Here is a 25,278-nt window from a genome sequence, read left to right on the forward strand (position 1 = left end):
GCCGGCGCGGGCCGCGCCGGCCGCACGGTGGCATGGCGGCGCCTACAGGCGCTCGATGATGGTGACGTTGGCCATGCCGCCGCCCTCGCACATGGTCTGCAGGCCGTAGCGCCCGCCGCGTGCGTGCAGGGCGTGGATCAGCGTGGCCATGAGCTTGGTGCCCGAGGCGCCCAGCGGATGGCCCAGCGCAATGGCGCCGCCGTTGACGTTGAGCCGCGCCGGATCGGCGCCCGTGGCCTGCAGCCAGGCCAGGGGCACGGGGGCAAAGGCCTCGTTGACTTCGTACAGGTCGATGTCGGAGATGCGCATGCCGACCTTCTTCAGCGCGGCCTGGGTGGCGGGGATGGGGGCCTCCAGCATGATCACCGGGTCATGCCCGAGCAGGCTCATGTGGTGGATGCGCGCCAGCGGCTGCACGCCCAGGGCCTTGAGGCCGCGCTCGCTGACCACCATGACGCCGCTGGCGCCATCGCAGATCTGGCTGGCCGTGGCCGCCGTCACGCAGCCGCCTTCGCGGATGGTCTTGACGCCGGCAATGCCTTCCAGCGTGGCGTTGAAGCGTATGCCTTCATCCACCGTGTGCGGCTGGCCTTCGCCCTCGGCACCGCCTTCGGCGCTGCGCGCCTGCACGGCCAGGATCTCTCGGTCGAAGCGGCCCTCGCGCGCGGCCTGCACGGCGCGCTCATGGCTTTGCAGCGCATAGGCGTCCAGCTGGTCCTTGGCCAGGCCGTACTTGCCGGCCATCATCTCGGCCCCCATGAACTGGCTGAACTCCACGCCCGGGTAGCGCTGCTGCATGGCCGGGCTCATGTAGACGCCCAGGCCGGCCTTGGCGGGCAGGGCGTTGGGCGTGCCCATGGGCACGCGCGACATGCTCTCCACGCCAGCGGCGATCACCATGTCCATGCTGCCCGACATCACGGCCTGGGCCGCGAAATGCAGTGCTTGCTGGGACGACCCGCACTGCCGGTCCACCGTGGTGCCCGGCACGGACTCGGGCAGGGACGAGGCCAGCACCGCGTTGCGCGCCACGTTCGTCGCCTGCTGGCCGACCTGGCTGACGCAGCCCATGATCACGTCCTCGACCTGGGCCGGGTCGGCCTGGCTGCGGCGCACCAGCTCGTCCAGCACCTGGGCCGCGAGATCGGCCGGATGCCAGCCCGAGAGCTTTCCGCCGCGCTTGCCGCCCGCCGTGCGCGTGGCGGCAACGATGTATGCCTGTGCCATGGATATGTCTCCTGTTCCTGTATTCCTGGGGGGATGGTGGCCCGGCCGGCGCGGGCCGGGCATCGTCGCAAGCGACGATTCCGGCCAGGGAAAACGCGGGGACGGTGCCTGCCGTGAGGCCTGGGCTGTACGCCTAACGCGGCGCCATGCGGATGGCGCCGTCCAGGCGCACGCACTCGCCGTTGAAGTAGCCGTTGGTGATCATGGTCTCGGCCAGGTGGGCGTATTCGTCGGGCTGGCCCAGCCGCTTGGGGAAGGGCACGGAGGCGGCCAGCGCCGCCTTCACGTTGTCGGGCGCACCCTGCAGCAGCGGCGTGTCGAAGATGCCGGGCAGGATGGTGTTCACGCGGATGCCCTCGCCCATGAGGTCGCGCGCGATGGGCAGGGTCATGCCCGTGATGCCGGCCTTGCTGGCCGAGTAGCTGGCCTGGCCCATCTGCCCGTCCTGCGCCGCCACCGAGGCCGTGTTGACGATGGCGCCGCGCTCGCCGTCGGCCAGCGGCTCCAGTGTGAGCATGCCTGCCGCCGACTTGGCGATGCAGCGGAAGGTGCCCACCAGGTTGATCTGGATGATGCGGTCGAAATTGGCCACGGGCAGGTGCCGGATCTCGCCCGTGGCCTTGTCGCGGCTGGCCGTCTTGACGGCATTGCCCGTGCCCGCGCAGTTGACCAGGATGCGCTCCTGCCCATGGGCCGCACGCGCCTGGGCAAAGCCGGCGTCCACGCTGGCCTCGTCGGTCACGTCCACGCGGCAGAACAGGCCGCCTGTCTCGCGCGCCAGCGCCTGCCCGGCCGTCTCGTTGAGGTCGAACAGGGCGACGCGCACGCCTTTGGCGGCCAGGCGGCGCGCGGTGGCCGCGCCCAGGCCCGATGCCCCGCCCGTGACGACGGCGCTGATGCTTGCGTCAAGCTGCATGTGAAGGTCTCCTTGGTTGGTGCGTTGGCGGCACGCCGTTGCCTGTCGCCTTGGATCGGGACAGGCGGCAGGCCGCCACCTATGATCTGCCTCCAAGTCTAGGAATCGCCCCGTCTTGCCGCCATCGTCGAAACCGACGAAAGTGCCCGGTGCCTCACCCCTTCACAGTGCCCCCTGCCTGCATGCAGCCCCCAGCGCCCACCCATTCCTCCGGCCCCGGTCCGGGTTCCGGCTACGTGCCGCAGGCCAAGCTGAGCCCGCCGCGCGCCGCTGCCGCCCAGGTGGCCCGGCTGGCCGTTGCCGCGCGCTGGCCCGAGGCCTTGCGCGCCCGCGTGGTGCTGGTGCGCGCCCCTGCCGGCTTCGGCAAGACCACGGCCATGCGCCAGATGCGCGAGCGCCTGCAGGCGGAGGGCCAGGCCACGGCGTGGCTGACGCTGGATGCCGCCGACAACGATGTCTCGCGCTTTCTGCAGTGCCTGGGCGCGGCCGTGCGCACCCTGGGGGTGGGGCCGTCGCAAGGCGCCGGCGAGTTGTCCCAGGCCCTGCATGCGCTGGCCGGCGAGGGCCGCTCCTTTGCGCTGTTCATCGATGATTTCGAGGTGCTGCACAACGATGCCGTGCTCGGCCTGGTGCGCCAGCTCATGGAGCAGCTGCCCGAGCGCGGGCGCCTGGTCATAGGCTCGCGCGCGCTGCCGGCCCTGGGACTGGGGCGGCTGCGCACCAGTGGCCAGTTGCTGGAGATCGATGCGGCGCTGCTGCGCTTTTCCGTGGGCGAGGCCGAGGAGTTCTTTCGCCTGCGCGGCTGCCCGCTGCCGCGCGAGGCCCTGGCGCGGCTGCTGGACAAGACCGAAGGCTGGATAGGCGCGCTGTGGCTGGCCTCGCTTGCGCTGGAGCGCCATGGCCCGCACAGCGATTTCATCGAGCGCTTCTCGGGCTCGGAGCGCGCCGTGGCCGACTACCTGGCCGAGGATGTGCTGGCCCAGCAGCCCGCGTCCGTGCGCGACTTCCTGCTGCGCACCAGCATCCTGCGCACGCTGGATGCCCAGGTCTGCCAGGCCCTGGTGCCGCGCGCCGACGGCGCCGCCATGCTGCAGGCGCTGGAGCAGGCCCACCTGTTCCTCGTGCCGCTGGCCGACGAGGCGCAGGGTGGCCAGGGCGGGCACAGCTGGCGCTACCACAGCATGTTTGCCGACTTCCTGCGCGCGCAGCTGCTGCGCGAGCAGCCCGGTGAATTGACGCGCCTTCACCTGGCGGCCAGCGGCTGGTACGAATCCTGCGGCCGGCCCGTGCCTGCCATCGAGCATGCGCTGGAAGGCGGCGACCTGCCGCATGCCCTGTCCCTGCTGGCGCGCCATGCCGAGGCGCTGATGGAGCAGGGCCGCATGCGCCTGCTGTCGCGCTGGTTCTCGGCCATGCCGGCGCCGCTGATGGCGCGCGAGCCGCTGCTGCAGGCCGTGGCCGCCTATGCCGACTGCTTCACGCGCGGCCCCTGGCAGGCGCAGCAGCGGCTGGACGCCTTGCGGCCCCGCATGGCCGCAGACCCCGCCGCGCAGGCGCTGGTCATGGCCCTGCAGCCGCTGCTGCTGGCCATGATGGACCGCGTGGAAGAGGCGGCGCCCCTGGGCCGCCAGGCGCTGGCCTGCCTGCCCAGCTGCCGGCCGTTCGCGGACAGCTCGCTCACCAATGCCATGGCCTACGTGGTGTCGGTGCTGGGCGATGCCGAGGAGGCCCACCGCCTGCTGGACGCGGCGCGCAGCACCCAGGCCGGCAGCCTGTTCAGCCGCATGTACACCGAGGCCATGGAGGGCGTGCTGGACCTGTCGGGCGGGCGCCTGCGGCAGGCGGCGTCGCGCTTTCGCGTGGCGCTGGCCGCCACGCCGCGCAGCGCCTCCTACAACCCCACCAACGGCAATGCCTGGGCCGGCGTGCTGCATGCCGGCGTGCTCTACGAGACCAACGACCTCGATGGCGCCGACCACCTGCTCAACGTCTACCTGCCGCTGGCCCGCGACGTGGGCCTGCCCGACCATGTGATCTCCAGCTACCGCATGCGTGCGCGCATTGCCTTCGTGCGTGGCGATGTGGATGCGGCCTTCGGCCTGCTGACCGAACTGGAGTACCTGGGGCATGAACGCCAGCTGCCCCGCGTGACGGCCAGCGCGCGGCTGGAGCATGCGCGCATCTTCGTGCTGCAGGGCAACCGGGCCGCCGCGTCCGAGGCGCTGGAGCGTGCCGACGATCCCGGCGTATGGCCGCGCGTGGAACGCCTGCGCCTGCCCCCGCACGAGGTGGAGGACATCGCCATCGCCCGGCTGCGCTGGGGGCTGCACTTTGGCGACTGCCGTGCTGTGCGCGATGCCATCGCCCCCTTGCTGGCCGATGCGCAACTGCGCGGGCGCCGCCACCGCAGCCTCAAGCTGCAGGTGCTGTGCGCGCTGGCCGAGGCGGGCTGCGGCGACTTGGACGCCGCAGCCGCCATGCTGGCCCAGCCGCTGCGCCACGGTGCCAGCGAAGGCTTTGTGCGCCTGATGCTCGATGAGGGGCCGCTGCTCGCGCCCGTGCTGCAGCGCGTGCTGTCGTCCTCACTGTCGCTTTCACAGACGCCTTCACTGACGCGCCGCACGGAACCGGCGGAGCCGGAGGCGGCCGCCCATGCGCAGCGGCTGCTGTCTGCCCTGGGCGAGCCTGCCGAGCCCGCCGATCCCCCCGAGCTGCAGGCAGCGGATGCGCCCCAGGGCCCGGCGCCGGCCACCGTGCTTGCCGAGCCCCTGACCCGCAAGGAGCTGCGCGTGCTGGAACTGCTGGCCTCGGGCTACTCCAATGCGGCCATGGCCGAGAAGCTCTTCGTCTCCGACAGCACGGTGCGCACCCACCTGCGCAGCATCAACCTCAAGCTGGGCGCGCGCAGCCGCACCCAGGCCGTGGCGCTGGCGCGGGAGCTGCGGGTTCTGCGCTAGGCCGCTGGCGGCTCAAGCCTGCAGATGGCGCGCATAGGTCAGGAACACTTCATCACGCACCCAGCCCAGCGACTCGTACAGCGCCTGGGCGCGCAGGTTGTTGCGGGCCGTGGTCAGGTCCGTGCGTGCATGGCCCGTGGCGCGGGCATGGGCTTCGGCCGCCAGCAGCAGGGCGCGGCCCACGCCCAGGCGGCGCGCATCGGGCACCACGAAGAGGTCGTAGAGCACGTAGATGGGCGCGGCCAGCACCGAGCAGAACGAGGGATAGAGCTGGCAAAAGCCCAGGGCGCTGCCGTCCGGTCGGCGGGCCAGCAGGATCACGGATTCGCCGCGCTCCAGCCGCGCCGTGATGAAGGCCAGCGCCGCGTCAGCATCCGCAGGTTGCTCGTAGAACTGGCGGTAGGCGTCGAACAGCGGCGCGATCAGCGCGGCGTCTTCGGGGATGGCGGTGTGTATGGCTGTTGAGTTCATCGGTGGTCCGGGGCTGAGGTTGCCAGCATGGCGCAGGGCAATGATGCCGTGCTCATATCTTTGCTGAATCTCTCCATTTGGAGATGTGATTTGACCTGGATCATGGACAGGCGGAACACTTCCGGCCCATGTCCGAACAAAAGATCGAGTTCTACAAGGGGGCCGCTGGCGGCTGGGGCGCATTGCGCAGCGTGAGCCAGGCCCTGATGCGCCAGGATATCGCCGTCAAGGGCGCCAAGACGCTGCTGTCGGCCAACCAGCCCGACGGCTTCGACTGCCCGGGCTGCGCCTGGCCCGACCGCAACCACCATTCCACCTTCGAGTTCTGCGAGAACGGTGCCAAGGCCGTGGCGGCCGAGGCCACGGCGCGGCGCGTGACGCCCGAATTCTTTGCCCGGCACACGGTGGCCGAACTCATGGCGCAAAGCGATTTCTGGCTGGAAGACCAAGGCCGGCTCACCGAGCCCATGGTGTACGACGCGGCCAGCGACCGCTACCGGCCCATCGCCTGGGACGACGCCTTTGCGCTGATTGCCCGCCACCTGAACGCGCTGCCCGACCCTGACCAGGCCATCTTCTACACCTCGGGCCGCGCCAGCAACGAAGCGGCTTTTCTCTACCAGCTGTTCGTGCGCGCCTACGGCACGAACAATTTCCCCGACTGCTCCAACATGTGCCACGAGCCCAGCGGCAGCGGCATGAAGCCGCAGATCGGCGTGGGCAAGGGCACGGTGCAGCTGTCCGATTTCGAGCAGGCCGATGCCATCTTCATCTTCGGCCAGAACCCCGGCACCAACCACCCGCGCATGCTGGGCGAGCTGCGCGCAGCCCACAAGCGCGGCGCGCGCATCCTGAGCTTCAACCCGCTGCGCGAGCGTGGGCTGGAGCGCTTCCAGGACCCGCAAAGCAAGCTGGAGATGGCCACCCTGGGCGCCACGCCCATCAGCACGCACTACTTTCAGCTGCGCGTGGGCGGCGACATCGCGGCCGTCAAGGGCATCATGAAGCATGTGATCGCGCAGGACGATGCACTGGGGCACGGGTGCGGCGGCGTGCTGGACCATGCCTTCATCGCCGAACACACGACCGGCTTCGAGGCCCTGGCCGAGGACCTGCGGGCCGAGGACTGGGGCCTGCTGGAGGCCGAGTCCGGCCTGAGCCGTGCGCAGATGCAGACGGCGGCCGAGGTCTACATCGCCGCCCGCAGCACCATCGTCTGCTGGGGCATGGGCATCACGCAGCACATGCATTCGGTGGCCGCCGTGCAGATGCTGGTCAACCTGCTGCTGCTGCGCGGCAACATCGGCCGCCCGGGTGCGGGCGCCTGCCCGGTGCGCGGCCACAGCAATGTGCAGGGCGACCGCAGCATGGGCATCTGGGAGAAGCCGCCGGCCGCGCTGCTGGACCGGCTGCAGCAGGTCTTCGGCTTCGAGCCGCCGCGCGCCCACGGCGTGGACGTGGTCGAGTCCATCCGCCTCATGCTCGAGGGCCGGGGCAAGGTCTTCTTCGCGCTGGGCGGCAACTTCGCGGCGGCCACGCCCGACACGCATGCCACCTGGCAGGCGCTGCGCCGCTGCGACCTGACCGTGCATGTGACCACCAAGCTCAACCGCAGCCACCTGGTGCACGGCCGCGAGGCGCTGATCCTGCCCTGCCTGGGCCGCACCGAGATCGACATGCAGGCCACCGGCCCGCAGGGCGTGACGGTGGAGGACTCCATGGGCATGGTCCATATCTCCAGCGGCATCAACCCGCCTGCGTCGGAGCACCTGCTCAGCGAGATCGCCATCGTCGCGCGCCTGGCCGCCGCCACGCTGGGCGCGCAGCGGCCCGTGCCCTGGCTGGAGCTGGCTGGCGACTATGCACGCATACGCGAGCTGATCGAGCAGGTCTTCGACGACTTCCACGACTTCAACGCGCGCGTGGCCGTGCCGGGCGGCTTCAAGCTGCGCAATGCGGCGAGCGAGCGCATCTGGGAGACGCCCCGGGGCAAGGCCGGCTTCTTCGTGCACGGCGTGCCGCGCGACACGCCCGTGCACCGCGCACGCGCCGCGCGCAGCCCCGGCGCATCGCCGGTGTTCACGCTGTTCACCACGCGCTCGCACGACCAGTACAACACCACCATCTACGGCATGGACGACCGCTACCGCGGCGTCTTCGGACAGCGCCGCGTGGTCTTCATCCATGCCGAGGACATCCGCGCCCTGGGCATGAAGAATGGCGACTGGGTGGACCTGCAGACGGTGTGGGATGACGGCCAGCAGCGCAGCGCCGAGCGCTTCAGGCTCGTGGCCTACGACATTCCGCGCGGCTGCATCGCTGCCTACTATCCAGAGACCAATCCGCTGGTGCCGCTGTCGGCCACGGCCATCGTGGCGGGCACGCCCAGCTCCAAGTCCATTCCCGTGCAGCTGGTGGCGCACAGGCTGCCTGCCGTGCCGTCTCCCGCGCTGGAAGAAATGGCGGCCTGAAGTGCAAGGCATGGAAGAACTGGCCGCCGCCATCCTGCGCGAATTGGCCACCGAGCCCGCACCCATGTCCCTGCCCAGGCTGGGCAAGCGACTGGGGCAGGGCGCCAGCGTGCTCATGCGCTGCCTGGCGCTGATGGGCGATGCGCCCATTGCCGGCACACCGGGGCCGGGCTGGGTCAGGCTGGAGCAGGAAGAGGGGCGGTGGCTGGCGGCCCTGACGGAGCGCGGGCGCTTGTGGGTGGAGGCCGAGGCCTGTCAGGCGCTGGCCGAGGGCACGGGCCGCGTGCGGTAGAACTGCATCGGAAACTCCTGCATTTCCTTGGCGTGCTGGTTGATCACCGCGCGCTTCATCTTGCCGACCACGTGCATCTCGCAGGGCTTGCAGTCGAAGCGCAGCGTGAGTTTTTCCTTGCCGTTGATCAGCTGCAGCGGCTCGGCCTTGATGGTGCCCTTGACGCCGATGACGCCCTTGGCCTGCTTGGGGCACAGGCTCATGGAAAAGCGCACGCAATGCTTGGTGATCATCAGGCTGACTTCGCCTTCTTCTTCCTTGCTCTCGTAGGCCGCGTCCATGACCTTGACGCCGTGCTTGATGTAGAAGTCGTGTGCCTTCTGGTTGTAGACGTTGGCCAGATAGGTCAGCGTGTCCTCGGGGAAGGGCACGGGCGGCTCCACGGGCAGGGCGCGTGGCAGGCGCACGAAGCCGGCCTGGCGCGCGGCCTCCAGCGCGGCGACGGCGTCGCGGCGCAGCTGGTTCAGGGCCGAGGCCGGCACGAACCAGGGCTGGCTCAGCTGCAGGCCGATGTCATGCACGGAGAAGATGGTGGCGCCGAAGCGGCCCAGCTGCTCGCGCAGCGTGGCCTCGGCACGGGCTGCGTCGGTGGCGGCCTGGTGTTCCTGCGCGATGGCGGCGGTGGCGGTGAAGCCGTCCTCGTCGGTCAGCGTGAGCGCAAAGCCGTCGGGCGTTTCCTTGAGTTCGGCCCACAGGCCGATGCGGCGGTCGCTGGACTTCTTGTCCAGCGTGCGCACCCAGGCCATGTCGCGGTTGCGGTTGACCTCCAGGCCCTTGCGCAGGTCCTTGAAGCCGGCGATGGGGTCCTTGGGGAACAGGCGCCACAGCGACTTCTTCGCATCCACCGACTCGGCGCGGTTGATCTGCAGGCCCACCAGTTCCTTTTGCAGGTCGTAGTAGCACAGGCCGTCGCCGTTGTGCAGTTCGGTGTCGCGGCTCGATGTCTCGATCTCCACGAAGTTCTCGCCCACCTTGGTGACCCAGCCGATGGCGCGGCCCGGTGTCTTGGGCGTGTCGAAGGCGCCGATGTCGTCCTTGCGGCCGTTGACGAAGTAGTCGGTGAACTCGCGGTTGAAGTTCTGGTCGGGGTCGGGCGTGAAGCTGAACGTGGTGCTGCCCGAGGATGAGCGCGCCAGGGGCGTGTCGGAGAACTCGCGCTCCTCGATGATTTCGTCCAGCAGCTTGCGGTAGTGGGCCGTGATGTTCTTCACGTAGCCCATGTCCTTGTAGCGGCCCTCGATCTTGAAGCTGCGCACGCCGGCGTCGATCAGGGCGCGCAGGTTGTCGCTCTGGTTGTTGTCCTTCATGGACAGCACGTGCTTTTCGTGGGCGATGATGCGGCCGCTCGCGTCCAGCACCTCGTAGGGCAGGCGGCAGGCCTGGTTGCAGTCGCCGCGGTTGGCGCTGCGGCCCGTGTGGGCGTGGGTGATGTAGCACTGGCCAGAGTAGGCCACGCACAGCGCGCCGTGCACGAAGAATTCGATGGTGGTGCGCGCCGGGTCGGTGGCCGCGCGCACGGCGGCGATCTGCTGCAGGTCCAGCTCGCGCGCAACGACGATCTGCGACAGGCCGGCGTCCTGCAGGAAGCGCGCCTTCTCGGGCGTGCGGATGTCGGTCTGGGTGCTGGCGTGCAGCTGGATGGGCGGCAGGTCCAGCTCCAGCAGGCCCATGTCCTGGATGATCAGCGCGTCGGCACCGGCCTCGTAGATCTGCCAGGCCATCTTGCGCGCGGCCTCGAGTTCATCGTCGCGCAGGATGGTGTTGAGCGTGATGAAGATGCGGCTGCCGAAGCGGTGCGCGTGGTTGATCAGCCGCTGCAGGTCGCGGATGTCGTTGCCTGCCGTGGCGCGTGCGCCGAAGGCCGGGCCGCCGATGTAGACGGCGTCGGCGCCATGGTTCACGGCCTCGATGCCGATGTCGGCATCGCGCGCGGGTGACAGGAGTTCGAGCTGGTGGGGCAGGAGGGACATGGGGCTTTGTGGTGTTCTGTGTTCGTACCCGCACCGGCATGGGGGCCGGGCGTCGGGCGCAATGCGGGGGAAACTGGCCCCCACGCTACCCTTGCTGCGCAAGGTCCGCTGCCCCCCCAAGGGGGCCGCTTTTTGTCTTGGGGCGGCCCGGCGACAAAAAAAGGCCCCCACTCTTGGGGCGGTCCGGCGACGAAAACCTAGCAACCCGCTTGCGGTGAGGCGCAGCATTATCGCCGCAGCACCGAAAAAACGCGCGCCAGGGGGTATGCGCCCGATGCCCTGGCGGGCGGCGCCGGTTTTTGCCTATCCTTTAGGATGCGCACTGCACGGGCCGGGCCGCCATGCCGGATACCCCGGCCCGTGCCTGCCCCGCCCCGGGCCTGATGCGCGCTTTCTGCGCCAGGCCTTGCCCGGCCGGGCAGCGCCCGAGTGGGCCACGCCGCAGCGGATTTCGTTTGCCAGGGCGCCTGTTTCACAGATTGACCGTTTTTTCCAGGAGTTGCCATGCACGCCTCGATTCGCCATTTCCCGTGGGCCGGCCCGGCCCTGCTGTGCACCCTGCTGGGCAGCGGCGGCCTGGCCTGGGCGCTGCCGGGAAGCGGCCCGGCCAACGGGCAGTCGGCAGGGGCTTCCGCTGCGGCGGCTGCACCCGGTACGGCCGCTGCACCTGCTGCACCCGCTGCACCCGCTGCACCCGCTGCACCCGCTGCGCCTGCTGCTCCCGGTACAGCCGATGCGCCCCTGGTGGTGCGCATTGCCCATGCGGGGCCGGTGTCCGGCCCCATCGCCAGCCTGGGCAAGGATGAGGAAAACGGCGTGCGCATGGCCCTGGACGATCTCAACGCCAAGGGGCTGGAGATCGGCGGGCGCAAGCTGCGCTGGAAGCTGGAGGCCGGCGACGATGGCGGCGACCCCGGCCAGGCCGTGGCCCTGGCCCGGCGCCTGTGCGACAAGAAGGTGGCGGCCGTGGTCGGCCACCTGCAGTCTGGCACCACGCTGCCGGCCACATCCATCTACCACGACTGCGGCATCGTCATGGTCACGCCCGCAGCCAGCAACCCGGCCATCACCCAGGCGGGCTACGACACCACCTACCGCGTGATCGCCGACGACCGCGCCATGGTCGATGCGCTGGTCGCGCACGCCGTGGGCAAGCTGGGCGTCAAGCGCGCGGCCATCATCGATGACCGCTCGGCCTACGGCCAGGGCATCGTGGCGCTGTTCGAGGCCGAGGCGCGCGAGCAGGGCATCGAGATCGTGGACAAGCAGTTCACCGGCGACAAGGCCACCGACTTCGTGCCCATCCTCACCGCCATCAAGGGCAAGAAGCCGGACGCCATCTTCTTCGGCGGCCTGGACGCCCAGGCCGGCCCCATGCTCAGGCAGATGGCCCAGCTGGCCATGGACAAGGTGCGCCTGCTGGGCGGCGACGGCCTGTGCACGCTGCGCCTGCCCGAGCTGGCCGGCAACACGTCCCCGCTGCGCAATGTGACCTGCGCCGTGGGCGGCAGCCCGCTGGAGCGCATGCCGGGCGGCGCTGCCTGGAAGCAGCGCTACGACCAGCGCTTTCCCGACCAGTACCAGGTCTTCAGCCCCTACGCCTACGACGCCACCATGGTGCTGGCCCAGGCCATGGTGCGGGCCGACTCCATCCGGCCCGATGCCTATATCCCCTATCTGCGCCAGACCCGGCATGACGGCGTGACGGCGCCGATTGCCTTCACGCCCCAGGGCGAGCTGCAGGCGCCGGTCGTCACGCTCTACCACTATGCGCAGGGCGTGCGCAAGCCGCTGCCCTGACCCCCGTCGCCCGGACACTGTGACACCTTGACTGCCGAGCACCGTCCACTGCCGCAGGCCGACGACGAGGCCTGGATGCGCGCCGCCCTGGAACTGGCGCGTGCCGCCGCCCAGGCGGGCGAGGTGCCCGTGGGCGCCGTCATCGTCAAGGACGGCGCCATCGTCGGCCGGGGCCGCAATGCGCCCGTAGCCCAGGGCGACCCCACGGCCCATGCCGAGGTGCTGGCGCTGCGCGACGCGGCCGCGCGCCTGGGCAATTACCGGCTGGACGATTGCACGCTCTACGTGACCCTGGAGCCCTGCACCATGTGCAGCGGCGCCATGCTGCATGCGCGCCTGGGCCGCGTGGTCTATGGCGCGGCCGAGCCGCGCACGGGCGCGGCCGGATCGGTGCTGGATGTGTTTGCGCTGCCGCAGATCAACCACCACACGCAGGTCACGCGCGGCGTGCTGGCCGGGGAATGCGCGGCCCTGATGTCGGACTTCTTTCGCACGCGCCGCGCCGAGCAGCGCGCGGCCCAGCCGCATCCGCTCAAGGACACGGCGCTGCGCCATGCGGATTCCACCTTCGGCGGCTTTGCCCAGCCGCAGTGGCGCAGCGACCTGCCGGCGCTGGCAGGCCTGCGCCTGGCCGTGCTTGACGAAGGCCCGCGCGATGCACCGCTGACCTGGCTGTGCCTGCACGGCAGCCCCTCATGGGGCCAGCTGTTCCAGCCCATGCTGCCCGGCTGGCTCCCGGCCGGCCATCGCGTGGTGGTCCCCGACCTGCCGGGCTTTGGCCGCAGCGACCAGCCCAAGAAGGAGAAGGCGCACAGCGCGGCCTGGCATGTGCAGGTGCTGCGCGAGCTGGTGCTGGCGCTGGACCTGCGGAGCATCGTGCTGGTCGGCCATGACGATGGCGCGCGCCTGGGCCTGGCCGTGGCGCAGGCCGAGCCCGCCCGTTTTTGCGGCGCCTGGCTCATGAATGCCTGGCCTGCGGGCCCGGCGCCCGATGCCTGCGTGCAATGGTTTGCGCAGGCAGCGCGCAAGCCATCATGGCCCGTGGGCCGCGCCATGCACGAGGTGGGTGAGGAGGCCGGCGCACAGCCGCAGGCCTGGAACCTGCCGTTTTCCCAACCCGGCCACCGCGCCGCGCTGCAGGCCTGGCCCCGCGTGCAGGCCGAAATGCCGGCCCTGCCGATGGAGTTGCTGGTGCAGTGGAGCCAACAGCATCGCCTGTGGGTGCAGGGCGGCGAGCACGATGCGCTGCTGCCTGCGCCCGCATGGCGCCATGCCTGGCTGCAGGCGCTGCCACAGCTGCCGCCAGCGCAGCTGCGCCTATCCCCGTGCGGCCATTGGGTTCCCCTGTGCGCTGCCGGCATGGTGGCCGACGCTGTGGAATACTTCCGCCCGTAGGCCTGCGCCGCCGGCCCCTTGCCGGGGCTGCGCAGCGGCAGTGCCCCGTCTTCACTCCCCTTGCAATATGGAGCATGCCGGCCAGGGCCGGCATGGAACCACCTTGGCCACTTCGCGCAGTTCCCGCTCTTCCAGCACGCCCGGCACACCCAGCACATCCGGCACACCCCGCAAAAAGGCAGCCGCTGCCGCGCCTGCACCCGTTGATCACGCGCACGAACATGTGCATTCCGCCGACGGCACCTGCTGTGCCCACGGGCACGAACATCCACATGGCCATGAACGTGCACAGGCGCATTCGCATGCTGCGGCACATGACCATGGCGCTGCCCACAGCCACGAGCACGATCACGATCACGGCCATGTGCATGCCGCCGACGGCAGCTACTGCGGCCATGCGCATGACCAGGGTCCGCGCCACATCTATATCTACTCGCCTGCCGGTGCCGTGCGCGACAAGGCCGGCTTCAAGCGCGGCGTGCGCCGCCTGGAGGCCATGGGCCATCAGGTGGAGATCGATGCCGACGCGTTGAGCAGCCACCAGCGCTTTGCAGGCGACGACGCCACGCGCCTGGCGGCCATCGAGCGCGCAGCGGCCAGCGGTGCCGACCTGGCGCTGCCCACGCGCGGCGGCTACGGCCTCACGCGCATCCTGCCGGGCATCAAGTACAAGGCCGTGGCCAAGGCCATCGCAGGCGGCACGCGCTTCGTGGGCCTGAGCGACTTCACGGCGCTGTCGCTGGCTCTGCTGGCCAAGACCGGCGCCACCACCTGGGCTGGCCCGCTGCTGGTGCACGACTTCGGCCGCCCCGACGATGAGGGCGGCGTGGACGACATCATGCTGGACTGCTTCAACGACCTGCTCAGCGGCCAGGGCGAGGGCGCGGGCTGGCAGATGCCGAAGATCGGCCTGCGCGAAGACGGCAAGCCTGCCGTCAAGGATTTCTACATCAGCGGCGGCGCCACGCTGTGGGGCGGCAACCTGGCCGTGCTGGTCTCCCTGCTGGGCACGCCGTACTTCCCGCAGATCAAGGGCGGCATCCTGTTCCTGGAAGACGTGGGCGAGCATCCCTACCGCGTGGAACGCATGCTGACCCAGCTGCTGCATGCCGGCGTGCTGGCCCAGCAAAAGGCCATCGTGTTCGGCCAGTTCAGCGAGTTCAAGCTCAGCTCGCATGACAAGGGCTTCAAGCTGCAGACCGTGATCGACTGGCTGCGCAGCCAGGTCAAGTGCCCCGTGCTGCAGGGCCTGCCCTACGGCCATGTGCCGACCAAGGTGATGCTGCCCGTGGGCGCGCCCGTGTCGCTGTCGGTCGAAGGGCGCGATGCGCTGATCTACTGGGGCCACGTGCACTGAGCGGCAAGGAGCGGACGGCATGCTGCAGATGTGGGAGTTCGCGGCCTACCCGCTGCTGGCGCTGATGTTCGTCGGCATCTTCACGCGCGAGGTGATCGCGCCGGCCTCGCGCAATCATTGCGACCGGCGCTGGCTGATCCTGTCCACGCTGCTGGGCCTGGGCACGCTGGCCACCACCTTGGCGGTAGGCCATCTGTTCTCGGACGGCATCCGCCGCCATGCGTTGCTGGACGTGGGCCGGCAATGGCCGGCCTGGGCCGTGGGCGCGCTTAGCTTTGTGCTGACCAGCTTTGTCTTTTACTGGTGGCACCGCGCCACGCACCGCTCGGACACGCTGTGGCGCCTGTTTCACCAGCTGCACCACAGCGCGCCGCGCGTGGAGGCGCTCACGGCGTTTTTCGCCCACCCCATGGACACGGCGGCCGCCGTGCTGCTGAGCGCGCTGTCCAGCTACTGGGTGCTGGGGGCCAGCCCGCTGGCGGCCGCCTTCGCCATCGGCCTCACGGGGGCGTTCGATCTGTTCCTGCATGCCGACATCCGCACGCCGCGCTGGCTGGGATACATCGTCCAGCGGCCCGAGATGCACACCGTGCACCACCAGTATGGCCACCATGCGCAGAACTACGGCCTGCCCGTCTGGGACCTGCTGTTCGGCACCTGGGCCAATCCGGCCGAGCGGGTGGAGCGCCTGGGCTTTGATGCCGACAAGGCCGAGCGCGTGACCGACATGCTGCGCTGGCAAGACGTGCATAAAAAGGGCTCCCCCTGAGGCGCTGCGCGCCTTCCCCCCGTGGCACGGCGCCTCTCTACTTGCTTCGCAAGGGAGGGGGACGACGCCCTCGGCTAGGCGCCCCCACCGCGAGGCGGCTCTTGCTCGGCGTCCCTGATGTTGGATTGCGCCAGTTTTTGATGCTCTGTCCGGTGGCGGGGGGCTGACTGCTATTCGAGGTAGCGGCCGTTTTCCTTGCGGCGTGCGCGCATGCCGGTGCGCAGGAAGAGCACGGTGCCGCCTTGCTCGGCCAGCGGCGCGCGCGTGTCGCCGGCCAGGTGGGCGTCCAGGCGCTGGGGCAGGTTCTCCAGCAGGGAGTGGATGGCGGACAGGTCGGTGTCGGCCGCTTCGGGATGATCGCGCACGAAGCCTTCAAGGTAGGCGCGGGCGTCGGCCTCCAGCTGCTCGCGCGTGGTGGCCAGCGAGACATAGCTGACGCCGGCCTGGCCCGGCGCCTCGGTGCCCAGCAGGTAGCAGCCGATGTAGTCACCACGGGGCTGGCCCACGGGCGGGTCCTGGGTGAGCTTCTTCAAGAGGCTGAAAGGCCACATTCCACGTACTTCCTGTTTCTGTCGGTTGCCCTGCATCCATGTGCGCAGGGCCGGCAGTGATTGTCGCCTGAAGCCTGCGCCCTGCAGGCGCGGCTTTCTGTCGTGAGCAATGTGAGCATGTCGCGCGCGCATATGCTACAAACTGCAACACTACGATACGAAAAAAGCAGAGGGTGGGGAAAAGAATGGGAATCATGCGAATCATGAACTCGCGGTGGTGGGGTGTGGGCGCCGTGGCGGTGGTCGGCTCGGCCCTGCTGGCCGGCAGCGCGCTGGCCATCTATGCCGTGCGCGTGCAGCCGGTGCTTGACGGACAGCTCACGCTGGCCGGGCTGGAGCAGCCCGTGCGCGTGCGGCGCGATGATGCCGACGTCACCCATATCAGCGCCTTCTCGCCGCAGGACCTGTGGCGCGCGCTGGGCCATGTGCATGCGCAGGAGCGCGGCTGGCAGCTGGAGTTCAACCGCCGCCTGATGCATGGCACGCTGTCCGAGATCCTCGGCCCGGCCACGCTGGACACCGACAAGCTCATGCGCGCGCTGGACATACGCGGCGCGGCGCGGCGCCAGTACGCATCCCTGCCCGCCAACGCGCGCGAGGCGCTGCAGGCCTACAGCGAAGGCATTGCGGCCTTCTACGCGGCGCTGCCCATGCGCCAGCACCCGCAGGTGCCCGAGTTCATGCTGCTGGACACGTCGCCGGGTGGTGGCGACAACTCGGCCTGGGCGCCCGAGGACAGCGTGGGCTGGGCGCTGATGATGGCGCTGGACCTGGGCGGCAACTGGGGCAACGAATTCGCGCGGCTGGCCGCGCTCTCGCAACTGGACACACAGCAGCTGTGGCAGCTGATGCCGCCTTATCCGGGCGAGGCGCCGGCCACCTCCACCGACCTGGCGGCCCTCTACCGGGGCCTGGGCGTGTACCGCCAGGAGGCACAGGCTGCGTCTGCGCCCAAGGTGGCTGCCGCCAGCGAGGCGAGCGATGCCTGGGCCCGCTGGTCCCGCGACATGGTGCGCGATGCGGGCACCAACGACGGCAAGGGCAGCAACAACTGGGTGCTGTCGGGCAGCCGCACGGCCAGCGGCAAGCCGCTGCTGGCCAACGATCCCCATCTGGGCCTGAGCGCGCCCGCCATCTGGTACTACGCGCGCCTGCAGTCGCCCGCCGGCCAGGCGCAGGACGGCACACCGCTGTCGCCCATCGACGTGGTGGGGGCCACCCTGCCGGGCCTGCCCTTCGTGGTGCTGGGGCGCACGCGCGAGGTGGCCTGGGGCTTCACCAACACCAATCCCGATGTGCAGGATCTGTACCTGGAGCAGATCGATCCAGGCAACCCGGGCCGTTACCGCACGCCGGACGGCTGGGCGCCTTTCACCGAGCGCAGCGAGCGCATCAGGGTCAAGGGCCGGGCCGATGTGCAGCTCACGCTGCGCAGCACGCGCCACGGCCCCGTGATCAGCGATGTGCAGCCCCAGTACGAGGCCGTGCTCGACAAGCGCCGCTACGCCGTGGCCCTGCGCTGGGCGGCGCTGGACACCGACAACCTCACCGTGCAGGCGGGCCTGCGCGCCAACGAGGCGCGCAGCGTGGCCCAGCTGTTCGAGGCCTTTGCCGACTACCACTCGCCCATGCAGAGCATCGTCGCGGCCGATGTGCATGGCGCCATCGGCTTCAAGGCCGCAGGCCGGGTGCCGCTGCGCGCGGCCGACAACGACCTGCGCGGCGTGGCGCCTGCGCCGGGCTGGGAGGCACGCTACGACTGGCAGGGCTGGCTGCCCTACGACCAGGCTCCGCAGGACGATGGAACGGCGCAGGGCTATCTGGCCACCGCCAACCAGCGCATCACGCGCGAGGGCTATGCCCACTTCCTCACCCAGGACTGGAGCCTGCCCTACCGGCACCGCCGCATCTCCGAGCTCATCGAGGCGAAGGACAGGCACGACATGGTCAGCATGGCCTCCATCCAGAACGACCAGACCTCGCTGGCCGCCCGCGCCCTGCTGCCGCAAATGCTCAAGGCCCTGGACGAAGCGCCGGCCACACATCCGCTGGCCCCGCAGGCGCGCCGGGTGATGGCGCAGTTCGACGGCCGCATGGATGCCGCGCAGGCCGCGCCCCTGATCTTTGCCGCCTGGGTGGACGAACTCACGCGCGGCCTGGTGATCCCGCGCATTGGCGCACAGACCTTTGCGGCCACCTATGGCAAGCGCGACTACCGCGCAGGCATCGAAGGCATGCTGGAACGCCGCGACGGCTGGTGGTGCGCTGCTGCAGGCTGCAGTGCCCAGGTCAGCCAGGCGCTGGACCGGGCGCTGGTGCGCCTGCAGTCCATGCAGGGCAGCGACCTGGGCCGCTGGCGCTGGGGCACGGCGCATGCGGCCCTGAGCAGCCACCGGCCGCTGGGCAGCGTGGGGCTGCTGGCAGGCATCTTCAATGTCAGCGTGCCTTCGGGCGGCGACAGCTACACCGTCAACGTGGGCCAGTACCTGCCCGGCGATGCCAGGGCGCCGTTCGCCAACCGCCATGCGGCATCGCTGCGCGCCATCTACGACCTGGCCGAGCCCGAGCGCTCGCTGTTCATCTACCAGACCGGCCAAAGCGGCGTGGCCCTGTCCAGCCGCTATGCGGACATGTCTGCCGAATGGGCCGACGGCCGCTACCGGCCGCTGCAGATGGCGCCCGCGCGCTGGCGCCATTCGATGATGCTGCGGCCCCAGTAGGTTGCAATAGGCTGCAGCAGCGGCGCGCGCAGAACTCAGGTGCTGAGGAATTGCTCGATCAGCCCGGCCACGGCCGCCGGCTGGTCGTGGTGCAGCATATGGCCGGCGTCCTGGACCACGGCCGTGCGGCAGTCGGCAATCTGCCCGATGCGCTCGTGGTACTCGGCCAGCGTGTAGCGGTCCTTCCACCACATGCCCAGGCTGTCGTCGCTGGCCTCGACGGCCAGTACCGGCGCCGTGATGGCCCGGTACAGGGCCAGGATTTCTTCCACGCGGAACAGCTGGGCGCTGATGAGCTTGTGCGCCGTGTCGCCCAGGATTTCCCAGCGGCCCTGCGCATTGGGCGCCGCCCAGTGGTGGGCCAGCCACAGCGCCTTGTCCCCGGGCAGGCGGCGGTTGGTTTTCATCAGCCTGCGCGCCACGTCCTGCACGCTGTCATAGCTCTTGAGCTCCATGCCGCCGCTGCGCAACTGGCGCAGCTCGTCCATCCACTGCGCGTAGCGCGCAGGCGCCTGGTCGGGCCGGGTGGCCGGCATGCCGAAGCCCTCCAGATTGGCCAGCCGGCGTATGCGCGCAGGCCGCGCGCCCGCATACATCATGGACACGTTGCCGCCCATGCTGTGGCCCACCAGGTCCACGGGCGTATCGCCCACCAGGGTGTCCAGCAAATGGTCCAGGTCACCCAGGTAGTCGGCAAAGTCATGCCGGTCGGCAGGCCAGACCGGCCGGCTCAGGCCGAAGCCGCGCCAGTCCGGCGCAATGATGCGGCGCCCCGCCATGAAGGCCTCGCCAAAGGCATCGACCACGAACTGGTAGGAGGCCGCCACATCCATCCAGCCGTGCACCAGCACTAGCGGCGCCAGCGCGGGATCTCCATCCACGGGCCCCCACTCGCGCACGTGGTACTCCATGGTGCGCACCGGCACCATGCGCGAGCGCCAGGGGCGTGTGGGAGCGTAGATGGGCGCTTCTTCAGCGGCCGTGGCGGGGAGGGAAGAGGGGGCTTGCAGCATCCCGCCGATTATTCCGGTTTGCTGCTGTGCAGCAGTCAGGGGCGGGACAGCGGTGGCTGGGGATTTCCCGGTGCGCCAGCACGGCTCCCGGCCGGGGTGGGCATCAGCCGTGGCTTTCCGAGGCGGCGGTGCGCGGGCGGGACAGCAGGCTCTCGGCCGGTATGCCCAGGTCATGAAGCCTGTAGAGCATGTTCAGCGTCAGGGGGCGGCTGCGATTGAGTATTTCGTAGATGCGGTTGGTCTGCCCGATGTAGGGCACCAGGTCCTTGACCGTCATGCCCCGGGACTCCATGAGCAGGCGCAGCGCATCGATAGGGTCGGGGGGAGCGATGGGGTAATGCCTTGCCTCGTAGGCCTCAACCAGTGTTCCGAGAATGTCCAGCCTGTCGCCGTCGGGCGTTCCCGAGGCCGGGTCCTTGTCGATCAGTTGCGAGATCTCGGTCAGTGCTGTCCTGTAATCCTGCTCGGTCCGGATGGGGCGAATTTCCATGGTCATTCCTTTCATTGCAGGCTCTGGTCCACTGTGGCGGCATCCACCTTGTCGTACTGCGCGTGCGTGCCTATGAACTTGATGTACAGCCACTGCTGCCTGTAGGCGATGGCGGCAATCAGGCGGTAGTCGTTGCCTTTGACGTTGAACACGACCCGGTTGTTGCCCACGATGCTGGCATTGCCGATCTGGTCCTTCACGTCCTGAGGGCAGGTCCACTGCGCGCGGGTGGCCATGTCGAACCACGCCTCAAGCGGCCCTTTGGCATCCGCATGCTCCGGCCTGCTGTAGAAATTGACGAGGGTGGAACGGGCCACGATGTGCATGGGTGGATGTTAGTCCCAAATTGGGACTGAGGCTGCCGGCATGGTCTTTGTGCTCTTTGCCGTGCTTGTGCTTTCGCGCCGGGTTAACCCGAGCGCCGCCGCCGCTGATGCACGGCATCAGAAACAATGATTGGCCGGCAGGGCCGGCGCTGCCTACAGTGGGTTGCAGATTGACCGCACAACAACCCGAAGGAGACAGCAATGCAGCAACGCAGATGGCTGACGGCCGCCATGGCCGCAGGATTGTGGGGCGCCGCCATGGCGGCCCAGGCCGGCACGGTGACGGTGCTGACCTCGTTTCCCAAGGAGCTGACCACGGCCTACCAGAAGGCCTTCGAGGCGGCTAATCCGGGGATCAAGATCGAGATCCTGAACAAGAACACCACGGCCGCCGTGGCCTATGTGCGCGAGCTGCCCGAGGGCCAGCGGCCCGACATCATGTGGGCCAGCGCCCCTGATGCCTTCGAGGTGCTGGCGCGCAACAAGCTGCTGACCGCCGCGCCCGAGACGCGCAATCCGGCCGCGCCCGCCAAGATCGGCAACTACCCGCTCAACGACCCGCAGGGCCTGTACTACGGTCAGGCGCTGGCCGGCTACGGAATCATGTGGAACACGCGCTACCTGAAGGCGCACAAGCTGGCGGCGCCCAAGGAGTGGAGCGATCTGACGCGGCCCGAGTACTTCGGCCACATCGCCATCTCCTCGCCCTCGCGCTCGGGCACCACGCAGCTGACGGTGGAAACCATCCTGCAGGGCGAGGGCTGGGACAAGGGCTGGCGCCAGCTGCTGTCCATGATGGGCAATGCCGCCGCCGTGACCGACCGCAGCTTTGCCGTGCCCGATGGCGTGAACAACGGCCAGTACGGCATAGGCATCGTGATCGATTTCTTCGGGCTGGCGGGCAAGTATTCGGGCTTCCCGGTGGATTTCGCCTATCCGGCGATGACGGCCGTGGTGCCGGCCAATATCGCGCTGATCGCGGGCTCCAAGAATGCCGATGAGGCGCGCAAGTTCATGGCCTTCACCATGTCGGTGCCGGGCCAGCAGCTGCTGTTCGACCCCAAGATCAGCCGCCTGCCCATCCTGCCCTACAGCCAGCTCAAGGCGCCGGCCGGCTACCCCGTGCCGCAGGAGGTGGCGCAGCGCGCCAAGGTGCAGTTCGACGCCAACCTGTCCGAGTCGCGCTATGCCGTGGTGATCAGCCTGTTCGACCAGATGGTGACCTTCCGCCTCAAGGAGCTGCAGGTGGCCACGCGCGCCATCCAGGAGGCGCACAAGGCCCTGCAGGCCAAGCCCAATGCCAGGGGCCAGGAGCTGCTGGCGCAGGCGCGCGACATCGCCTACTCGCCGCTGGTGGGCGAAGCCAATGTGAAGGACGAGCAGTTCCTGGAGCTGTTCCGCAAGAGCCGGCGCGATGTGGCCGTGTCCAAGGAGCTGACGGGCCTGGAGCAGATGTGGGCCGACAAGGCGCGTGCCAACTACGAGCGCGCAGGCAAGCTGGCCGCCGAGGCGCGCGGCCTGGCCCGGTAGGTGGCGCGGTAGGTGGCGTGGTAGGTGGCGTGGTAGGTGGCGCAGGGGCCCGGCACCAGGCGCCTGCATGCACTCCCCTTGACAGTCTCTTTCGCTGCGGAGCATTCGCATGAGCATCGATTCCATGGCGGCGCCCGGCGCCGCCCCCCTTGCTGCGCGCGCACGGCGCATTCCGTCGGGCTGGGGGCCGTGGCTGGCCTTCGCGCTGATCCTGGCATTTTTGCTGGCCTTTCTCATCGTGCCCGTGGGCATGGTGGTCTACACCGCCTTCGTCAATGAAGGCGGCGGGCTCACGCTGGGGCACTTCGGCAATTTCTTCGGCCAGACCGTCTTCCGCGAGTCGTTCTTCAACAGCCTGGGCGTGTCCCTGGCCAGCGTGTTCTTCGCCAGCCTGATCGCCGTGCCGCTGGCCTACCTGACGGTGCGCTTCGAGTTCCGGGGCGCGCTGCTGATACAGACGCTGGGCGTGCTGCCGCTGATCATGCCGCCCTTCGTGGGGGCGGTGGCGCTGCAGCTGATCTTCGGGCGCAGCGGCTCGGTCAACCTGCTGCTGGACGACTGGTTCGGCTTCACCGTGCCCATCATGGAGGGGCTGACGGGCGTGATCTTCGTGGAGAGCATCCACTACTTCCCGTTCATCTTGCTCAACCTCGTGGCGGCCATGCGCAATATCGACGGGGCCATGGAGGAGTCGGCGCTGAACCTGGGCTCGCGCGGTTTCCGGCTGTTCCGGCGCGTGATCTTTCCGTTGGCCATGCCCGGCTACCTGGCGGGCGCGGCCCTGGTGTTCGTGAAAGTGTTCGACGACCTGGGCACGCCGCTGGTGATGGGCGTGACCAATATGCTGGCGCCCCAGGCCTATCTGCGCATCACCTCGGTGGGGCTCGATGATCCGCTGGGCTATGTGATCAGCGTGATCATGATCGCGTTCTCCATCGTCGCCCTGTGGCTGGCCGCGCGGGTGATGAAGGGCAAGGACTACGCCACGCTGCAAAAGGGCGGCAGCGCGCTGCAAAAGCGCCGGCTGTCGGCCTGGGAGGCGCTGCTGGCCTATGGTTGGATCGCCCTGGTGCTGCTGGTGGTGCTGGCGCCGCACATCGGCATCTTGCTGATGTCGTTCTCCAAGGTCTGGAGCTTCTCGGTGCTGCCCGACAGCTACACGCTGGAGCACTACGCCACGGTGTTCACCGACTCGGGCTACATGATCGGCAACACGCTGCTGTACTGCCTGATGGCGGCGGGCATCGACGTGGTGATCGGAACGGCCATCGCCTACCTGATCCTGCGCACCCAGCTGCCTGCCCGGCAGTGGCTGGACTACCTGGCCTCGGTGGCGCTGGCGATTCCGGGGCTGGTGCTGGCCATCGGCTACCTGCGGCTGTTCAAGGGCGTGAACCTGCCCTTCACCGATACGCCCATCGTCACGACCTGGGTGCTGATCATGCTGGCCTATGCGGTGCGGCGGCTGCCGTATGCGCTGCGCTCGTGCATGGCGGCGCTGCAGCAGGTGCACATCTCGCTGGAGGAGGCCGCGCAAAGCCTGGGCGCGGGCCGCACCAGCGTGATACGGCGCGTGATGGTGCCGCTGATGGCCGGCGGCATCCTGGCCGGCTTCGTCACCAGCTTCATCACGGCGGCCGTGGAGCTGTCGGCCACCATCATGCTGGCCTCGGCCCAGAGCCAGGCACCCATGAGCTACGGCATCTACCTGTACATGCAAAGCATTTCGGGGCGCGGACCCGGTGCGGCATTGGGCGTGCTGGCCGTGGTCGTGGTCGGCCTGGGCACGTATTTCTCGCACCGCTTCGTGGAGCGCTCGCGCGCCACCGTGCAATCGACTTCGGAGTGAACCGCCATGCACCTGGACCCTGTCTCCCTCGAATGCAGGCACATCAGCCTGAGCTACGGCAGCAACGAAGTGCTGCGCGACGTCAACCTCAAGATTGAGCCCGGCGAGTTCTTCGCGCTGCTGGGGCCTTCGGGCTCGGGCAAGTCCACGCTGCTGCGGCTGATCGCGGGTTTCAACCGGCACCAGCGCGGCGAGCTGCTGGTGGGCGGGCAGGACATTACGGGCGTGCCGCCGCATGCGCGCAACATCGGCATGGTGTTCCAGAACTATGCGCTGTGGCCGCACATGACGGTGTACGACAACGTGGCCTTCGGCCTGGTCGAGCGCCGCGAAAGCCGCGACACCATCCGCCGCAAGGTGGGCGAGGTGCTGGAGCTGGTGGGCCTGTCGCAGTACGCGCAGCGCCGCCCGGGCCAGCTGTCGGGCGGGCAGCAGCAGCGCGTGGCGCTGGCGCGCACCGTGGTCATCGCACCCAAGCTGCTGCTGCTGGACGAGCCGCTGTCCAACCTCGACAAGCAGCTGCGCGTGCAGATGCGCGAGGAACTGCGCAGCCTGCAGCGCAAGCTGGGCCTGACCACCATCTTCGTCACCCACGATCAGGAAGAGGCCATGACCACGGCCGACCGCATGGCCGTGCTCGACAAGGGCGTGCTGCAGCAGGTGGGCTCGGCGGCGGGGCTGTACGACTATCCGGCCAACCGCTTCGTGGCGGGCTTTGTCGGCACGGCCAATGTGCTGGAGGGCGAGGTGCTGCCGACGATAGGCGAGTCGCTGGCCTTCAAGGTGCCGGGCCTGGGCACGCTGACCCTGCCGCGCCCGGCCCAGCCGCCCGTGCCGGGGCGCGCAGCGCTGGCCTTCCGGCCGCACCAGGTGCAGATTGCGGTGCGCGACGACGCGGGCGATGCCTCGCGTGTGTGGGTGGAAGGGCAGATCGAGAGCGCCGAATTCCTGGGCGAGTTCTCGCGCTACCGCGTGCGCGTGGGCGAGGTGGCCGTGGTCGCCGACCAGGCGCACTACGCGGGCATTGCCATGTTCCCCATGGGCATGCCGGTGCGCCTGGGCATCGAGCCCACGCAGCTGCGCTACCTCGATGAGTGAACGATGAGACGGCTAGGGATGTTCCCTGAAACCCGGGCCTGCCCGGGCCGCAGGCCCTGGCGCCTGCGCTAGGCTG

Annotated in this window: 19 protein-coding genes; 11 read left to right on the forward strand and 8 right to left on the reverse strand. The window is 69.3% G+C overall.

The window, feature by feature from the left end; translation table 11 throughout:
• Positions 1–42: 42 nt before the first annotated feature.
• Together LGR64_RS06285 and LGR64_RS06290 are read right to left on the reverse strand one after the other, a co-directional pair.
• Entirely contained in the window at positions 43–1,227 is a 1,185-nt protein-coding gene (locus LGR64_RS06285; protein ID WP_230355084.1) for an acetyl-CoA C-acetyltransferase, read from the reverse strand.
• Positions 1,228–1,360: 133 nt separating this feature from the next.
• A complete protein-coding gene (locus LGR64_RS06290; protein ID WP_034395951.1) occupies positions 1,361–2,143 on the reverse strand; it encodes an SDR family NAD(P)-dependent oxidoreductase in 783 nt (260 codons plus the stop codon).
• A 182-nt stretch (positions 2,144–2,325) separates the two neighbouring features.
• Here LGR64_RS06290 and LGR64_RS06295 point away from each other — a divergent pair, with 182 nt between their 5' ends.
• Positions 2,326–5,100, forward strand: a complete 2,775-nt coding sequence (locus LGR64_RS06295) for a LuxR C-terminal-related transcriptional regulator (protein ID WP_230355085.1) — start codon at positions 2,326–2,328, stop codon at positions 5,098–5,100.
• A 12-nt stretch (positions 5,101–5,112) separates the two neighbouring features.
• On the opposite strand, the gene LGR64_RS06300 is transcribed toward LGR64_RS06295, so the two are convergent.
• Entirely contained in the window at positions 5,113–5,571 is a 459-nt protein-coding gene (locus LGR64_RS06300) for a GNAT family N-acetyltransferase (protein ID WP_230355086.1), read from the reverse strand.
• 128 nt (positions 5,572–5,699) lie between these two features.
• Between LGR64_RS06300 and LGR64_RS06305 the strand changes: the two genes are divergently transcribed.
• Both LGR64_RS06305 and LGR64_RS06310 read left to right on the forward strand, forming a co-directional pair.
• On the forward strand, positions 5,700–8,042 hold the full coding sequence (locus LGR64_RS06305) for an FdhF/YdeP family oxidoreductase (RefSeq protein WP_230355087.1): 2,343 nt from the start codon (positions 5,700–5,702) through the stop codon (positions 8,040–8,042).
• A 10-nt stretch (positions 8,043–8,052) separates the two neighbouring features.
• Complete coding sequence (locus LGR64_RS06310; RefSeq protein ID WP_012206611.1) at positions 8,053–8,334, forward strand: hypothetical protein; 282 nt, start codon at positions 8,053–8,055, stop codon at positions 8,332–8,334.
• Here the strand turns inward: LGR64_RS06310 and LGR64_RS06315 are convergent.
• A complete protein-coding gene (locus LGR64_RS06315) occupies positions 8,298–10,304 on the reverse strand; it encodes a peptidase U32 family protein (RefSeq protein WP_013801553.1) in 2,007 nt (668 codons plus the stop codon). The two genes, LGR64_RS06310 and LGR64_RS06315, sit on opposite strands and share 37 nt — an antisense overlap.
• A gap of 504 nt (positions 10,305–10,808) precedes the next feature.
• On the opposite strand from LGR64_RS06315, the gene LGR64_RS06320 reads away from it, so the two are divergent.
• The 4 genes from LGR64_RS06320 (at position 10,809) to LGR64_RS06335 (ending at position 15,625) form a co-directional block, all read left to right on the forward strand.
• Entirely contained in the window at positions 10,809–12,104 is a 1,296-nt protein-coding gene (locus LGR64_RS06320) for a branched-chain amino acid ABC transporter substrate-binding protein (RefSeq protein WP_230355088.1), read from the forward strand.
• A gap of 75 nt (positions 12,105–12,179) precedes the next feature.
• Positions 12,180–13,499, forward strand: coding sequence for a tRNA adenosine(34) deaminase TadA (tadA, locus tag LGR64_RS06325; RefSeq protein ID WP_230356161.1), 1,320 nt, complete (start codon positions 12,180–12,182; stop codon positions 13,497–13,499).
• A 364-nt stretch (positions 13,500–13,863) separates the two neighbouring features.
• Positions 13,864–14,856, forward strand: coding sequence for an LD-carboxypeptidase (locus LGR64_RS06330; protein ID WP_230355089.1), 993 nt, complete (start codon positions 13,864–13,866; stop codon positions 14,854–14,856).
• Positions 14,857–14,875: 19 nt separating this feature from the next.
• Entirely contained in the window at positions 14,876–15,625 is a 750-nt protein-coding gene (locus LGR64_RS06335; RefSeq protein ID WP_230355090.1) for a sterol desaturase family protein, read from the forward strand.
• 170 nt (positions 15,626–15,795) lie between these two features.
• On the opposite strand, the gene LGR64_RS06340 is transcribed toward LGR64_RS06335, so the two are convergent.
• Positions 15,796–16,176, reverse strand: coding sequence for a hypothetical protein (locus LGR64_RS06340; RefSeq protein WP_141834714.1), 381 nt, complete (start codon positions 16,174–16,176; stop codon positions 15,796–15,798).
• Positions 16,177–16,361: 185 nt separating this feature from the next.
• Here LGR64_RS06340 and LGR64_RS06345 point away from each other — a divergent pair, with 185 nt between their 5' ends.
• Positions 16,362–18,896 (forward strand): penicillin acylase family protein, encoded by a 2,535-nt coding sequence (locus tag LGR64_RS06345; protein ID WP_141834717.1) that lies wholly within the window; start codon positions 16,362–16,364, stop codon positions 18,894–18,896.
• Between the two features lie 35 nt (positions 18,897–18,931).
• On the opposite strand, the gene LGR64_RS06350 is transcribed toward LGR64_RS06345, so the two are convergent.
• From LGR64_RS06350 to LGR64_RS06360, 3 genes are all read right to left on the reverse strand, one after another.
• Positions 18,932–19,909 carry an alpha/beta fold hydrolase gene (locus LGR64_RS06350; protein ID WP_141834720.1) on the reverse strand — a complete coding sequence of 326 codons (978 nt, stop codon included), beginning with the start codon at positions 19,907–19,909 and terminating at the stop codon, positions 18,932–18,934.
• Positions 19,910–20,012: 103 nt separating this feature from the next.
• Positions 20,013–20,405 (reverse strand): helix-turn-helix domain-containing protein, encoded by a 393-nt coding sequence (locus LGR64_RS06355; protein WP_172642952.1) that lies wholly within the window; start codon positions 20,403–20,405, stop codon positions 20,013–20,015.
• Positions 20,406–20,410: 5 nt separating this feature from the next.
• Positions 20,411–20,725: a type II toxin-antitoxin system HigB family toxin gene (locus LGR64_RS06360; RefSeq protein WP_013801561.1), complete on the reverse strand. Its 315-nt coding sequence runs from the start codon at positions 20,723–20,725 to the stop codon at positions 20,411–20,413.
• A gap of 201 nt (positions 20,726–20,926) precedes the next feature.
• Here LGR64_RS06360 and LGR64_RS06365 point away from each other — a divergent pair, with 201 nt between their 5' ends.
• The 3 genes from LGR64_RS06365 to LGR64_RS06375 all read left to right on the forward strand — a co-directional run bounded on the left by LGR64_RS06365 (position 20,927) and on the right by LGR64_RS06375 (position 25,202).
• A complete protein-coding gene (locus LGR64_RS06365) occupies positions 20,927–22,255 on the forward strand; it encodes an ABC transporter substrate-binding protein (protein WP_141834723.1) in 1,329 nt (442 codons plus the stop codon).
• 109 nt (positions 22,256–22,364) lie between these two features.
• The gene (locus tag LGR64_RS06370) at positions 22,365–24,104 is read left to right on the forward strand and encodes an ABC transporter permease (RefSeq protein WP_141834726.1); all 1,740 of its coding nucleotides are present in this window, start codon (positions 22,365–22,367) and stop codon (positions 24,102–24,104) included.
• A gap of 6 nt (positions 24,105–24,110) precedes the next feature.
• Positions 24,111–25,202 (forward strand): ABC transporter ATP-binding protein, encoded by a 1,092-nt coding sequence (locus tag LGR64_RS06375; protein ID WP_141834729.1) that lies wholly within the window; start codon positions 24,111–24,113, stop codon positions 25,200–25,202.
• The last annotated feature ends 76 nt before the right edge of the window (positions 25,203–25,278 follow it).

The organism is Delftia sp. Lp-1 (assembly GCF_020523835.1).
Taxonomy (GTDB): Bacteria; Pseudomonadota; Gammaproteobacteria; order Burkholderiales; family Burkholderiaceae_C; genus Comamonas; species Comamonas acidovorans.